This is a genomic window from Pseudomonas solani, from assembly GCF_026072635.1.
GTDB lineage: Bacteria > Pseudomonadota > Gammaproteobacteria > Pseudomonadales > Pseudomonadaceae > Metapseudomonas > Metapseudomonas solani.
Genome location: NZ_AP023081.1, coordinates 5376217 through 5390180 on the forward strand (window position 1 = coordinate 5376217; position 13964 = coordinate 5390180).

At 68.4% G+C, this 13964-nt stretch carries 10 protein-coding genes; 4 read left to right on the top strand and 6 right to left on the bottom strand.

Translation table 11 applies throughout. The annotated features are described in order from the left end of the window. Positions 1 to 34: 34 nt before the first annotated feature. The 4 genes from PSm6_RS24400 to PSm6_RS24415 all read right to left on the bottom strand — a co-directional run bounded on the left by PSm6_RS24400 (position 35) and on the right by PSm6_RS24415 (position 5745). Positions 35 to 1465, bottom strand: a complete 1431-nt coding sequence (locus PSm6_RS24400) for an efflux transporter outer membrane subunit (protein WP_265168474.1) — start codon at positions 1463 to 1465, stop codon at positions 35 to 37. Then, positions 1462 to 3438, bottom strand: a complete 1977-nt coding sequence (locus PSm6_RS24405) for a MacB family efflux pump subunit (RefSeq protein WP_043243517.1) — start codon at positions 3436 to 3438, stop codon at positions 1462 to 1464. Before PSm6_RS24405 ends, PSm6_RS24400 begins: the two co-directional genes overlap by 4 nt. Continuing rightward, positions 3435 to 4583, bottom strand: coding sequence for an efflux RND transporter periplasmic adaptor subunit (locus PSm6_RS24410; protein ID WP_265168475.1), 1149 nt, complete (start codon positions 4581 to 4583; stop codon positions 3435 to 3437). Before PSm6_RS24410 ends, PSm6_RS24405 begins: the two co-directional genes overlap by 4 nt. 130 nt (positions 4584 to 4713) lie before the next feature. Further along, positions 4714 to 5745 carry a FecR family protein gene (locus PSm6_RS24415; RefSeq protein WP_043243515.1) on the bottom strand — a complete coding sequence of 344 codons (1032 nt, stop codon included), beginning with the start codon at positions 5743 to 5745 and terminating at the stop codon, positions 4714 to 4716. Between the two features lie 183 nt (positions 5746 to 5928). Here PSm6_RS24415 and PSm6_RS24420 point away from each other — a divergent pair, with 183 nt between their 5' ends. From PSm6_RS24420 to pvdQ, 3 genes are all read left to right on the top strand, one after another. Beyond that, the gene (locus tag PSm6_RS24420) at positions 5929 to 6408 is read left to right on the top strand and encodes a sigma-70 family RNA polymerase sigma factor (RefSeq protein WP_265168476.1); all 480 of its coding nucleotides are present in this window, start codon (positions 5929 to 5931) and stop codon (positions 6406 to 6408) included. A gap of 131 nt (positions 6409 to 6539) precedes the next feature. Then, positions 6540 to 7874, top strand: a complete 1335-nt coding sequence (locus PSm6_RS24425; protein WP_265168477.1) for a lysine N(6)-hydroxylase/L-ornithine N(5)-oxygenase family protein — start codon at positions 6540 to 6542, stop codon at positions 7872 to 7874. A 62-nt stretch (positions 7875 to 7936) separates the two neighbouring features. Next, complete coding sequence (pvdQ, locus tag PSm6_RS24430; protein ID WP_265168478.1) at positions 7937 to 10198, top strand: bifunctional acylase PvdQ; 2262 nt, start codon at positions 7937 to 7939, stop codon at positions 10196 to 10198. A gap of 436 nt (positions 10199 to 10634) precedes the next feature. Here the strand turns inward: pvdQ and PSm6_RS24435 are convergent, their stop codons facing one another. Next, positions 10635 to 11111, bottom strand: coding sequence for a MarR family winged helix-turn-helix transcriptional regulator (locus tag PSm6_RS24435; protein WP_021217341.1), 477 nt, complete (start codon positions 11109 to 11111; stop codon positions 10635 to 10637). A gap of 176 nt (positions 11112 to 11287) precedes the next feature. Beyond that, the gene (locus tag PSm6_RS24440) at positions 11288 to 12631 is read right to left on the bottom strand and encodes a spinster family MFS transporter (RefSeq protein ID WP_265168479.1); all 1344 of its coding nucleotides are present in this window, start codon (positions 12629 to 12631) and stop codon (positions 11288 to 11290) included. A 324-nt stretch (positions 12632 to 12955) separates the two neighbouring features. Between PSm6_RS24440 and PSm6_RS24445 the strand changes: the two genes are divergently transcribed. Beyond that, positions 12956 to 13939: an AraC-like ligand-binding domain-containing protein gene (locus PSm6_RS24445; RefSeq protein ID WP_265168480.1), complete on the top strand. Its 984-nt coding sequence runs from the start codon at positions 12956 to 12958 to the stop codon at positions 13937 to 13939. Positions 13940 to 13964 lie beyond the last annotated feature (25 nt).

A 13964-nucleotide genomic window follows, 5' to 3' on the forward strand; every position in this document is an offset into this window, starting at 1 on the left:
TGCTGCGCCTGGTGCGAATCGGGTAGCCCGGGCTTCAGCCCGGGGTGCGTTCGGCCAGCTGACTAGCTTCCAGCGTCCAGCCGCCACCCAGGGCCTTGTAGAGGCCGACGGCGGCTTGCAGGCGGGCGAGGCGCAGTTGCACGGCTTCGTCTTCGGCCTGGTAGAGGCTGCGTTGGGTTTCCAGCACGGTGAGCAGGGTTTCGGCGCCGGCGCGGTAGCGGTTTTCCGCGAGGTCGAAGGCGCGTTGCGCCTGGGCCAGCTCCTCGGCTTGCCATTGGCGTTGGCGGTCGAGGCCGTCGATGGCCAGCAGGGCGCGTTCTACATCGCCGAAGGCGGCGACGATGGCGGCGCGGTAGTTGGCCAGCAGTTCTTCCTCGCGGGCCTGGCGTTGCTGGTGGCTGGCGTCGAGGCGACCGGCATTGAAGATCGGCGCGGCGAGGCCGGCAGCGACGCCGAAGTAGGGGTTGCGCAGCACGTCGGAGAACTGCTCGGAACCGGTGCCGAGGTTGGCGCTGAGGGTCAGGCTCGGCAGCATCGCGGCGCGGGCGACGCGCACGTCGGCATCGGCGGCGGCCAGGCGGGCTTCGGCGGCGGCGATGTCGGGGCGGCGCCCGAGCAGTTCGCTGGGCAGGCCGGCGCCGGTGCCGGGCCATTGCAGGGCGCCCAGCTTCTCGCCCTTCAGGCTGAGGGTTTGTACCGGTTGGCCGAGCAGGGCGGCGAGGGCGACGCGGGCTTCCCCGGCCTGCTGGTGCAGGCGCTCCAGGGCGCGTTCACGGCCGGCCACCAGGCTGCGCTGCTGGGCAAGCTCCAGCTGCGTGGCGGCACCGGCGCCCTGGCGCGCATCCACCAGTTGCAGCACCTGGCGGGCATTGTCGAGGTTGCTTTTGGCGATGCGCCGTTGCTCGTCCAGGGCCAGCACCTGCAGGTAGCTGCTGGCGACGCCGGCGAGCAGGGTCAGCTCCAGGGTCGCCTGGTCGAAGCGGGCCGCATCCAGGCCGTGCACGGCGCTGTCGCGGGCGGCGCGCTTGCCGCCCCAGAAGTCCAGCTCGTAGCTGGCGCTGAGGCCGGTGGCGTAGGTGTCGAAGCGGGGTTGGTCGGAGGAGGCGTCCAGGGCGCTGAAGCCCTTGTCGCCCAGCAATTGCTGGTAGCTGCCGCTGAGTTCGGCCTTCACCTCGGGCAGCAACGGGGCGCCGGCGATGATCGCAGCCGTGCTGGCCTGGCGCACCCGCGCGCGGCCGGCGGCCAGGTCGAAGCTGCCCTGGCGGGCCTGGTCGATCAGCGCGGCGAGTTCCGGGCTGCCGAAGGCGCGCCACCAGTCGGCGGCAACCTGCGCCTGGCGGTTGTCGGTGCTGGCCTGCCAATGGGCGGGCGGCGCGATGCCGGTGGTGGGTGTCTTGTCCGTGCCGGCGCAGGCGCCGAGGGCGAGACACAGGGGCAGCAGGGTGCGGGGCGTGAATACGGTCATGGGCTGCTCAGTGCGGTTACCGGGTCGAGCCGTGCCGCCTTGCGCGCCGGCATGAAGCCGAAGGCGACGCCGGTGGCCAGGGCGCAACCGAAGGCGCCGAGCATGGCCGTGAGGGAGAAGGCGATGGCGACGTCCGCCAGCAGCAGCGCGCCGCCCACCAGCAGGGCGATGGCGATGCCGGCGATGCCGCCGGTGACCGAGAGCAGCGTGGCCTCGGTGAGAAACTGGCGGAGGATGTCGCGCTGGCGGGCGCCGGTGGCCATGCGGATGCCGATTTCACGGGTCCGCTCGCGCACGGTCATGAGCATGATGTTCATCACGCCGATGCCGCCCACCAGCAGGGAGATGGCGGCGATGGCACCGAGCATCAGCGAGAGGCTGTTGCGGGTGCTGGCCTCGGCCTGGATCAGCGCGGCGTTGTTGGTCACCTCGAAGTCGCGCACGCCACGGTGCAGGCGCAGCAGCAGGCGGTCGATGGCGGCTTCGGCCTGTTGCACGCGGCTGGCGTCGGCGGCGGCGACCACGACGAAGTCCGGGTCCGGCTTGCCGAACAGGCGGATGCTGGCGGTGGAGTAGGGCACGACGATCTGGGTGTCGGCGTCTTCGTCGCCGGAACTGGCGCCCTTGGCCACCAGGGTGCCGATCACCTGGAAGGGCACGTTCTCGATGAGGATGTGCTGGCCGATGGGGTCGCGCCCGGCGAACAGCTTGTCGCGCACCTTCTGGCCGATCACCGCGACGGTGGCGGCGCTGTCCTCGTCGGCCTGGTCGAAGAAGGCGCCTTCGGCGACGGGCCAGTTGAGGATGCTGGGGAAGTCGATGCCGTTGCCCCGGGTGTAGGCCTGGAAATCGAGGTTGCCGTGGCGTACCAGGGTGTCGCCGCCGGTGACCGGCATGATCCGCTGCACCTGGGGCAGACCGGACAGCGCGGCGATGTCGGCGAGGGTGACCACGCCCTCGGGCACGCGCGGGTTCGGCGAGAAGCCGGAGAGGTAGATGATGTTGGAGCCGAAGGCGCCCATTTGCGCCATCACCTGGCGCTTGCTGCCTTCGCCGATGGCCAGCATGACCACCACCGAGGCGACGCCGATGACGATGCCGAGCAGGGTCAGGGCGGTGCGGAAGCGGTTCACCCACATCACCCGCCAGGCGGCGCGCAGGGCTTCCAGCAGCTCACCGCGCCAGGCGCCGGCGGGCAGTTCGCGGCGTTCTTCCAGGCGCTCGCGCAGGCGGCTGGCAGGTAGCGCGCCGGCGTTGCCGCTGGGCAGCTGGCCGTCGGCGCTGTCACTGAGGATATGGCCGTCGCGCACTTCGATGATGCGCTGGGCGCGGGCGGCCACTTCGCGGTCGTGGGTGATGAGGATCACCGCGTGGCCCTGGGCGGAAAGCTCGTCGAGCAGCTTCATCACCTCGATGCCGCTCTGGCTGTCGAGGGCACCGGTGGGTTCGTCGGCGAGGATCACATGGCCGCCGTTCATCAGCGCGCGGGCGATGGAGACGCGTTGCTGCTGGCCGCCGGACAACTGGTGCGGGCGGTTACCGGCGCGGCTTTCCAGGCCCAGGCGCTGCAGCAGCTCAGCAGCGCGGGCGGCGCGCTCGGGGCCGGGGGTGCCGGCGTAGATGGCCGGCATCTCGACGTTTTCACGGGCCGAGGCGGAGGGAATCAGGTGGTAGCCCTGGAACACGAAGCCGAAGGCCTCGCGGCGCAGCCAGGCCAGCTCGTCGACATCCAGCGCGGCGACGTCGCGGCCGGCGAAGCGGTAGCTGCCGGAGCTGGGGCGGTCGAGGCAGCCGAGGATGTTCATGAGGGTGGATTTGCCGGAACCCGAGGCGCCGACGATGGCGACGAATTCGCCGGCGTCGATGCGCAGGGAGATGCCGCGCAGCACCTCGACTTCCGGGGTACCGTTGCCGCCGTAGCGCTTGCGGACGTCGACCAGTTCCAGCAGGGCGGGTTCGTGCAGGGCCTTCATTGGGCGGGTTCGCCGATCAGCAGGCGCTCGCCCTCGGCCAGGCCGGAGAGCACCTGGACCTGCATGCGGTCGCGCACGCCGGTCTGCACCGGGCGTTCCTCGAGGGCGCCACGGGCACCGACCACCAGCACCATGTCGCCGCCGGCGTCGCCGTCGCGCAGGGCGGCGATGGGCACGGCGAGGGTGTTTTCGGCACGCTGGGAAACGAAGTGGACCTGGGCGGTCATCTCGGTCATCAGGACGTTGTCCTGGTTGTCCACGTCCAGTAGCACGGTGTAGAGCACCACGCGACCGCCGCTGCCGGTGGGGCTGCCGCCGCCCTGGCTGAGCTGGTCGAGGGGGCGCGGCGGCAAGGGCAGCACCTGGCGCACGCGGGCTTCCCAGCGACGGCCTTCGCCGCTGAGGGTGGTGAACCAGGCGGGCATGCCGGGGCGCACGCGGCCGATATCGGCTTCGGACACCTGGGCCCAGACCGTCATAGGCGAGAGCTTGGCGATGCGCAGGATCAGCGGCGTCTGCTGCTGGGCGTTGAGGGTCTGGCCGACGCGGGCGTCGACGGCGACCACGGTGCCGGAGATAGGGGCGTAGATGCGCGTGTAGCCGAGCTCGGCCTCGTCGCTGCGCAGTGTGGCCTGGGCCTGGCGGATCTGCGCCTGGATCATGGCGATGCGCGCTTGGGTGGAGCGCTGCTGGGCGTGGGCCACCTGCAGGTCTTCGTCACGGGTGGCGCCACTGGCGGCGAGCTTCTGCTGGCGGGCGTACTGCTGACGGGCCAGTTCGTGCTGGGCCCGTTGTTCTTCCAGCTGGGCCTTGAGGGTGTCGATGGAGGAGCGCCCGGCATCGACCCGTGCCTGTTGGGTGGAGGGGTCGATTTCCACCAGCAGCTGGCCTTCCTCGACCGTGTCGCCGGCTTCCACGTGGAGCTTCTGGATCTGTCCGGACGCTTGGGCGCCGACGTCGACGTAGCGCCGTGGCTGCAGGGTGCCGAGGGCGCTGACGCTGCTTTCGATGCTGGTGACCGCCACGCGCACGGTGTCGCCTTCGTGGATGCCGTCCGGCAGGGCCTTCCAGGCGGCCAGGGCGATGAGGGGGACGAGCAGCAGCGGGGCGAGGATCAGGCGGCGTGAAAGTCGTGGGGCGCTCATGGAGATGTCCGGCTCTGGGTGGGGCCCTGGCCGGCGCGGTGCGGCAGCCGAAGGGGCGCTGCCAGTTGAACGAGCTAGGGGCGGGGAAATTTACCGGGCGGTGCGTCCTTGGCGGCCCGGACGCCCGGATTCAGAGACGCATCTTGCGGTTGCTGATCAGCGTGCTGCCGTCGGCCTGCTGGGCGAGGCTGATGGGCAGGACGCGGGGCAGCGCGGTGACCAGGCTGCGGATGTCGCGGGTGCTGTAGATGCCGCCGATGCGCTGGTCGGCGCTGGCCTGGTCGCCCAGTACCAGCGGCGCGTCGAGGTAGCGGTTGATCAGCGGCACCGCCTCGGCGAGGGTCAGGTCGTCGAGGATCAGCTTGCCGTCGCGCCAGGCCAGGGCCTGCTGGGTGTCCACGGCGCCGACCCGGGGCTTCATGTCGCCGGCCTTGAAGCTGGCCTGCATGCCGGGGGTCAGGTTGCTGTCGTTGCCGCGTTGCTCGCTGCGCACCTTGACCGAGCCTTCGGTGACGGTGACGACGATGTTGTCCTGGTACTTCCACACGTTGAAGCGGGTGCCGGTCACGGTGATCGAGCCTTCGCCGGCATGCACCACGAAGGGGTGGGCACTGTCGTGGCTGACGTGGAAGTAGGCTTCGCCGCTGTCCAGGCTGACCCGGCGGCGGTCGATGAAGTTGGCGTAGCTCAGGCGGGTGGCCAGGTTCAGCTCCACGTCGCTGCCGTCGGGCAGGGTGACGCGGCGGATGCTGCTTTCGGCCTCGTAGCGTTGGTAGCTGTCGGGCACCCAGCCGGCCAGCCAGCCGCTGTAGCCGGCCAGGGGCGCGGCGATCAGGGCCAGGGCCAGGGCGCGTGCATGGCGGCGGATGAAGCCGCGTGGGCGCTGGCGTACCGGCAGCTGGGCGAGGGTCGGCGGTGGCGGCGGGAGCTGACGGGGAATGTGCAGGCGGGGCGAGGGCTGGGTCGGCGGCAGGTGCTCGCTCAGGTCCCAGATCTCCAGCATTTCGGCGTATTCGAGGGCATGGCTCGGGTCGGCTTCGATCCAGGCCTTGAACTGGGCGCGCTCCTCGTCCGTGCAATCCTCCGCGTGCAGGCGCATGCACCAATGTGCGGCGACCTCGACCAGAGGGTCGCTTGGGGTTTGCGAGGAAGCGTTGTTCATCAGGATTACCGGTTGTGCCTGAATTCGAGTTCTGTATTCACGGTGAAGCGGCGCGCTGGGGCATGAATCTTGATGAGAATTATTATAAATTTAATAATTTCAGACTGCCAGCATCACCCAATGGGTGTGCCTTGATCCAGCTCAAGTGTATGCGCCGCATTCGTTAGGCGCCGGGGAAGCGACTTGGAAATCTACTATCGCGAGTTGGTGCGTTTCCTCAGTGCAAAACTGGGGGATCGGCAGGCAGCTGCGGATGTGGCACATGACGCGTATTTGCGGGTGATGGAACGCGCGAGTCAAGAGCGGATCGATTCGCCCCGCGCGTTTCTCTACCGAACGGCGCTGAATCTGGTGATCGACGAGCACCGCCGCAACGCGATTCGCCGCAGCGAGCCGCTGGACGTGCTGGACGAGGAAGAGCGCTACCACGCCCCCTCGCCCCACAGTTCCCTGGCCCAGGACCAGCGCCTGGATTTGCTGCAGCGCGCCCTCGACGAACTGCCGGCGCTGTGTCGCGATGCCTTCTTGCTGCGCAGGCTGGAAGGGCTCTCCCATGGCGAGATCGCCGAGCGCCTGGGCGTTTCCCAGCCCCTGGTGGAGAAGCACATCGTCAACGCCATGAAACACTGCCGCCTGCGCATGCGTGAGTGGGATGCCGGCTGATCGGCCGATGGGCGCAATGCCTGCCGGCTAAATTTCATTTCCCTGTCCTCGTTCCTAGTCAACAGGCGGCCAGTGGGGCCGTCATTGAATGACAGCCGCCCTTGCGGGGGCGCCGCCAGAGGACACTGGACATGACTCAGCCCCTGAACACCGCTATCCACGACCTGATCGGCATTGGTTTCGGCCCCTCCAACCTGGCCCTGGCCATCGCCTTGCAGGAGCGTGCCCGCAAGCATGGTGCGCTGGATGCCCTGTTCCTCGACAAGCAGGCCGACTACCGCTGGCACGGCAACACCCTGGTGACCCAGAGCGAGCTGCAGATCTCCTTCCTCAAGGACCTGGTGTCCCTGCGCAACCCCACCAGCCCCTATTCCTTCGTCAACTACCTGCACCAGCACGGCCGCCTGGTGGACTTCATCAACCTCGGCACCTTCTACCCGTGCCGCATGGAGTTCAACGACTACCTGCGCTGGGTGGCCGGGCAGTTCATCGAGCAGAGCCGCTATGGAGAAGAGGTGCTGGCCATCGAGCCGTTGCTGGAAGGCCAGCGCGTCGAGGCGCTGCGGGTGATCTCCCGCGATGCCGGTGGCGAGACCCACGTCCGCGCCACGCGCTCGGTGGTGGTCAGCGCCGGTGGCACCGCGCGGATTCCCCAGGCCTTCCGCCACCTCAAGGACGACGCCCGGGTCTTCCATCACTCCCAGTACCTGGAGCGCATCGCCAAGCAGCCCTGCGTTGGCGGCAAGCCGATGCGCATCGCCATCATCGGCGGCGGGCAGAGTGCGGCGGAGGCCTTCATCGACCTCAACGACAGCTACCCGTCGGTGCAGGTGGACATGGTGCTGCGCGGCTCGGCGCTGAAGCCGGCGGACGACAGCCCCTTCGTCAACGAGGTGTTCTCCCCCGAGTTCACCGACCTGATCTTCAACCAGGCCGGCGCCGAGCGTGAACGCTTCATCCGCGAGTACCACAACACCAACTACTCGGTGGTGGACATCGACCTGATCGAGCGCATCTACGGCATCTTCTACCGCCAGAAGGTCTCCGGCATCCAGCGCCACGCCTTCCACATCCTCAGCACCGTGGAGCGCGCCACCGCCGGCGCCGACGGCATCGAACTGGTGCTGCGCAACAACGCCAGCGGCGAGCAGAGCGTGCAGCGCTACGACGCCGTGGTGCTCGCCACCGGTTACGAGCGCCAGGTGCATCGCCACCTGCTGGAGCCCCTGGCCCAGTGGATGGGCGACTTCGAGGTGGGCCGCGACTACCGCGTCCGCACCGACGAGCGCTGCCAGGCGGCCGTCTATATGCAGGGCTTCTGCCAGGCCAGCCACGGTCTCAGCGACACCCTGCTGTCGGTGCTGCCGATCCGCGCCGACGAGATCGCCGCCTCGCTCTACGACCACCTCCAGCCTGGCTCCTGTGCCGAGCGCGGTGTCGTCCAGGCGCTGGCCGCTGCCAGCTGATCCCTTTGATCCGCGCCGGCACCCGTCGGCGCGGTTTCCACCCTTCCTAGCGAGAACCCCCGATGCCCATGCGTAGCCTTGTTGCCGGTGTCGCAGCGCTGTTGCTGTGCCCGGCTTTTGTCGTTCTGGCCGCCGATACGGCCGCCAAGCCGCGAGAAACGCTTATTCGCTGGACCGCCCATGGCGTCCCGCACATCCAGGCGGCGGACGAACGCGGCCTTGGCTACGGCATCGGCTACGCCTATGCCCGCGACAACGCCTGCCTGCTGGCCGAGGAGATCGTCACCGCCCGTGGCGAGCGCTCCCGCTGGTTCGGCGCGGAGGGCCAATCCTCCGCCCACCTCGACAACCTGCCGTCCGACTTCTTCTTCACCTGGCTCAACCAGCCGGCGTCGATTGCCGCCTTCCGCAAGGCGCAGACCCGCGAAGTGGCCCAGCTGCTGGACGGCTACGCCGCCGGCTTCAACCACTACCTGAAGGAAGCCGATGCGCGCACCACCCATTGCCTGGGCGAGGGCTGGCTGCGCCCCATCGACGCCGACGACCTGGTGCGCCTGACCCGTCGCCTGCTGGTGGAAGGCGGTGCCGGCCAGTTCGCCGAAGCGCTGATCGGTGCCGCGCCGCCCGGTGCCCAGCAGGCGCAGCTGGACTCCGGCTACACCGCCGCGCGCACCGAAGGCTTCCGCCTGGAGCGCGGCAGCAACGCCGTGGCCGTGGGCAGCAAGCGCAGCGCCGACGGGCGCGGCATGCTCCTGGCCAACCCGCACTTCCCCTGGAGCGGCGCACTGCGCTTCTGGCAGCTGCACCTGACCATCCCCGGCAAGCTCGACGTGATGGGCGCCGCGCTGCCCGGCCTGCCGGTGGTCAACATCGGCTTCGGCCAGCAGCTGGCCTGGACCCACACCGTCGACACCTCCGCGCACTTCACCCTCTACCGCCTGGAACTCGACCCCAAGGACCCGACCCGCTACCGCATCGACGGCCGTACCGAGAAGCTGAAGAAGACCCGCCTTCAGGTGCAGGTCCGTGACGCCGCCGGCACGCTCTCGGTGCGCAGCCACGACCTCTACGAGTCGCGCTTCGGTCCGCTGCTCAACTGGCCGGGCATGCTGGAGTGGACCGCTGGCGAAGCCTGGGCGCTGAAGGACGCCAACCTCGGCAATACCCGCGTGCTGCAGCAGTGGTATGCGATTAACCAGGCCCGTGACGTCGATGCCCTGCGTGCCGCCGTGACAAAGATCCAGGGCATCCCCTGGGTCAACACCCTGGCCGCCGACGCCAGCGGCAAGGCCCTGTACATGAACCAGTCCGTGGTGCCGCACCTGCTGCCCAAGCAGTTGGCGGAATGCGTGATCCCGCAACTGGCCGCCGAAGGCCTGCCGGCCCTGCAGGGCACTACCAGCGCCTGCGAATGGACCCGCGACGCCAGCGCCGCCCAGCCGGGCATCACCCCGGCGGCCCAGCTGCCTGTGCTGCAGCGCGAGGACTTCGTGCAGAACTCCAACGACAGCGCCTGGCTGAGCAACCCGGACAGCCCGCTGGCCGGCTATTCGCCCCTGGTCAACCGCGAAGGGCGTGAGCTGTCGCCGCGCGCGCGCTTCGCCCTGGGCCGCCTGCAGGGCGACGCGCCGCTGAGCGCCGAGTTCCTCAAGGCGATGGTCACCGACAACGAAGTGGCCCTGGCCACCGACCTGCTGCCCGAGCTGCTGGAGCTGTGCCAGGCCGAGGCGGGCAACGCCGCCCTGGCCGCGCCCTGCAAGGCCCTGGCGGCCTGGGACGGCAAGGCCAACATCGACAGCGGCATCGGCTTCCTGCACTTCCAGCACTTCATGAAGGGCTTCGCCGAGATCGAGGACGGCTGGCGCGAGCCCTTCGACCCGCAACGCCCGACCGTGACCCCGCGCGGGCTGAACCCGGCGGCCAAGGACAAGGTGATCCAGGCGCTGGTTGCCGCCGGTGAGGAAGTGGCCAAGGCCGGCGTGCCCGAACAGGCCCGCTGGGGCGACATCCAGCGTTCGGGGGCCATCGGCATTCCCGGCGGCGACGGCCACTTCGGCGTCTACAACGCCATGCAGAGCGAACTGCAGGGCGACCACCTGGAGGTGGTCAGCGGCACCAGCTACCTGCAACTGGTCACCTTCGACGGCCAGGGCCCGCAAGCCCGTGGGCTGCTGGCCTTCTCCCAGTCCAGCGAAGCCGGCTCGCCGCACCACAGCGACCAGACCGAGCTCTTCGCCCGCCAGCAGTGGCAGAAGCTGCCCTTCAGCAACGCCGAGATCGACGCCGACCCGGCGCTGGAGCGCAAGGTGTTGAAGGTGAAGTGAGCAGGTTCCGTAGCCCGGGCTTCAGCCCGGGTTCACCGGGGCTCCGTGCTGGGGCATCGCGTTACGCTGCTTGGCGAATGAATGGGCTGTGTCTGCTCTAGCTGTTGTGGATTCAAAGCAAAGAGCTGTGCTTTCAGGGTCTTGCTGGGCATCTGGTACATCCACAGCATGGGTTTCGCTTCGCTCTACGCCATCCTACGAAGCGCTCGGTGCTCCGCCGTAGGCTGTGCTGCGCGGTTACGCGCGCTCAGTGCGACCCATTGAGCGAAGAGCGTGAGGCCAGCACCACCGGCGCCTTTGAGTGTGCGCAGCAAGGTTGGCAACGGATCGCTGATTGGAAAGGCGCCCGGATGAAAGGCCGACGTGCCTGGGATGGGGTTCTCAGGGTGATCGCCTGCGCTCGATCACGACCCGGAGCGGGAAGGGTGCGCGCCCCTCAATCCTCCGGCAGGTTGTTGAAGATCTTCTCCAGCGTGCCGTTGAGCTTGGTGATCTGCGCTTCGCTGAGGTCCTTGAAGCTGTTGGTGAAGATGTGCGCGGTGGTGACCTGGATCTGTTCGGCGGTGCGGCGGCCGGCTTCGGTGATGGAGACCTGGGTGACGCGGCCGTCGTTGCTGCAGGGGTTGGTGTCCACCAGGCCGTCGGCCTTCATGCGGTAGACGATCTTGGTGACGGTGGAGAGCTTGGCGATGGCGTGTTCGGAGATTTCCGAGATGCTCGACTCGCCGTTCTCCTTGAGGATGAACAGGATGCGCCAGCGCGGGATGTCCATGTCGATCTTCTTCAGCGCTTTCTCCATGGCCATGGAGTAGCGGCCGTGCACCCGTGCCAGCCAGTAGAAGGGAAAGTCTTCCTTCCTGAAGTTGTCGCTGGCGGGGTTGTAGCGGCTTTGGCGTTTTTTCGGGGTGGTCATGGGTAACTGCGTGCTGTTGCAAAGATGTGGGGGTGATTTATAGGGGGTTGGGCGCAGGCTGTCGACTGGCTGTCGTCATTGCCTTGATGCAAGTCAGCTTCGGCAGGGCGCGGGATGCGGGCGCGCAACGCCTGGCGGCGTCGGCGCGCCCGTTGGGGCAGGGAGGCGGTGGGGGTTCAGCTGAGGTTTTCACGCTCCAGGCTGCGGCGGAAATGGCCGCAGCCCTTGATCAGCAGGCCCAGGGTGAGCAGCACCGCGCCGGCGTTGAGGAGGGAGACCGAGTGGCCCACCAGCGCTGGCGACTGGAACAGGCGATCGGTGAGCAGCGCCACCAGGGTGGTGCCGAGGCCCAGGCCGATGAGGTTGGAGATGAGCAGGAACAGCGCCGAGACCTGGGCGCGCATCTGGTTGGGCGGGAGGATCTGCATGGCCGCGGTGGAGGCGGGCATGGGGAAGGAGGCGAAGAACATCGCCGGCACCAGCAGCGCCAGGGACAGCCACAACTCGCCCACCTGGGTGAACAGCACCGCCGGCAGGGCCATGCCGATGGCGCCGATCACCCCGGCGCGCATCGGTGCGTCGCTGTAGCCGCGCTTGGCCAGCCAGTCGATCAGCCAGCCGCCGCAGAGCACGCCACTGGTGTTGGCCAGCAGCACGATCAGGCCGAGGATGTAGCCGGCCTCGCTGGGCGCCAGGCCGAAGGTGCGCATGTAGAAGGCCGGGGTCCAGCTGAGCATGCAGAACAGCGTCATGGCATAGAAGGAGAAGCCCAGGTAGTGGCAGGTGAAGGTCTGCCGGTGGCGGCCGAGGAAGGCGAAGGCCTGGCCCAGGCTGGGCTTATGCACCTGGCCGTTGGCATCCAGCTTCAGGCCCTTGCGCGCCGGGTCGCGCACGGTGGCGGCGATCAGCAGGGCGACGAAGAGGCCGGGAAGGCCGACCAGGAAGAAGGTCACCTGCCAGGGCCGCATGCTGCCCAGCAGCGGCAGGGTCACGCTGTCGAGGTTCTTCAGCAGGTCGATCACGTAGCCGCCGATGAGGAAGGCCACACCGCCGCCAATGAAGGAGCCGATGGAGTAGATGGCCACGGCACGGCCGAGCTTCTCGCGGGGGAACATGTCGCTGAGCATCGAGTAGGTGGCCGGCGACAGCGCCGCTTCGCCGATGCCGACGCCGATGCGGGCGAGGAACATCTGGGTGAAGTTCTTGCTCAGCCCGCACACGGCGGTGGCCAGGCTCCAGAAGGCGACGCCGATGGCGATGATCTTCGGCCGCGAGAAGCGGTCGGCGAGCAGCGCGATGGGCATGCCCATGAAGGCGTAGAACAGCGAGAAGGCCAGCCCGTGGAGCAGGCTGAACTGAGTGTCGGAGAGCTGCAGGTCGTGTTTGATCGGCTCGATCATCAGCGCGAGGATCTGCCGGTCAACGAAGGAGAAGATGTAGGCCACCATGCAGATGGCGACCACGTACCACTCGTAGGCGTAGCGTTTGCGGGTGAGGTCGGTGGGTGTCTGGCTGGTCATTCGGTTCGGCCCCTCGAGGCGGTGGTGATGAGGTCTGCGGCAGCGTGGGAGGGAGCGGGGTAGTTCGGTGACGGCTGCGTTACCGATGTGCCTCGCCCTGGTGCGCCCTTTGTTGTTTTCATGCATCGCCAACTGGCAGAACCCGCTGTCGGCGAGCCCCGCCCTGTCTTTTTATGCCCTTGGCCCCCGGGGCTCTATGCGCCAGGCGCAGCCGCTGTTCCGGCTGCGCAGATTTGCTTTGCGTGGCGTGGAAATTGCTTTCCTTTTCCACTAATTCTGCGGTGCATGCAGTGGGCGTGCCGCACTGATCACGGGGCCGCCACCATGCTCGACGATGCATCCCTCCTGCAGCGCCATTGCCTGCTGAACCCCGCCGCCGGTATCGGCGAGGTCCGCGACAAGGTCAGCCACTACCTGTGGCCGCACCGGATGAACCTGCCCCGTGCGGATGCCCTGCATTCGGCGCTCTATGGCGTGTTCTTCGGCAGCTCGGCGCTGTTCGACCTGCACTACGGCGCGGAGGTGGAGATCGATGCCGGCGATATCGCCAGCTACTACCTGATCCGCATCACCCTGCAGGGCACCGGCACCGTGACCCTGGGCGCGCAAAGCGCGGCCATGCGCCGGGGCAGCCTGACCATTTCCTCGCCCTCCGAGCGCAGCCTGATCCGCATCGGCAAGGAGTGCCGCAACCTGATCCTGCGGGTGGAACGCGACGCCCTGGAGCGCCAGTTGCAGCGCCTGCTGGAGCGGCCGCTGAAGCAGCCGCTGCTGTTCGACATCCAGGTGGCGGCGGGGCACCCGGGGATGGCGGCGGTGCGCGAGACGCTGGAGTACATCTGCCGCCTGCACCAGGGGCCGATGGTCGAGGACCTGGCGCCGACCCTGGGCAGCGGGCTGTCGGATTACCTGCTTTCGGTGCTGCTCACCCAGCTGCCGCACAACTACTCCGAAGCGCTGCGCGAGGATCGCCGCCAGCCCATGCCCTTCCATGTGCGCAAGGCCCGCGACTACATCGAAAGCCACCTCGACGAGCCCATCGCCCTGGCCACCCTGGCCGAGCTTTCCGGGGTCTCCATCCGCACCCTGCAGAACGGCTTCGCCCACTTCCTCAGGCAGACCCCCACCGACTACATGCGCAGCCGCCGCCTGGCGCGGGTGCATGAGGCGTTGCAGCAGGCGCGAGCGCAGGACAGCGTCACCGACATCCTCCTGCGCCATGGCGTCAGCAGCTTCGGCCACTTCGCCACCCACTACCGTCGCCAGTACGGTTGCCTGCCGTCGGAGACCCTGCGCGGCGGCCGCTGAGCGGCGCGGCGCACCCTGCATCCGT

Excerpts from the sequence above, each read along its gene's own strand:
- PSm6_RS24400 (WP_265168474.1), bottom strand. The coding sequence starts at position 1,465 with ATGACCGTATTCACGCCCCGCACCCTGCTGCCCCTGTGTCTCGCCCTC.
- PSm6_RS24405 (WP_043243517.1), bottom strand. The coding sequence starts at position 3,438 with ATGAAGGCCCTGCACGAACCCGCCCTGCTGGAACTGGTCGACGTCCGC.
- PSm6_RS24410 (WP_265168475.1), bottom strand. The coding sequence starts at position 4,583 with ATGAGCGCCCCACGACTTTCACGCCGCCTGATCCTCGCCCCGCTGCTG.
- PSm6_RS24415 (WP_043243515.1), bottom strand. The coding sequence starts at position 5,745 with ATGAACAACGCTTCCTCGCAAACCCCAAGCGACCCTCTGGTCGAGGTC.
- PSm6_RS24425 (WP_265168477.1), top strand. The coding sequence starts at position 6,540 with ATGACTCAGCCCCTGAACACCGCTATCCACGACCTGATCGGCATTGGT.
- pvdQ (WP_265168478.1), top strand. The coding sequence starts at position 7,937 with ATGCCCATGCGTAGCCTTGTTGCCGGTGTCGCAGCGCTGTTGCTGTGC.
- PSm6_RS24435 (WP_021217341.1), bottom strand. The coding sequence starts at position 11,111 with ATGACCACCCCGAAAAAACGCCAAAGCCGCTACAACCCCGCCAGCGAC.
- PSm6_RS24440 (WP_265168479.1), bottom strand. The coding sequence starts at position 12,631 with ATGACCAGCCAGACACCCACCGACCTCACCCGCAAACGCTACGCCTAC.
- PSm6_RS24445 (WP_265168480.1), top strand. The coding sequence starts at position 12,956 with ATGCTCGACGATGCATCCCTCCTGCAGCGCCATTGCCTGCTGAACCCC.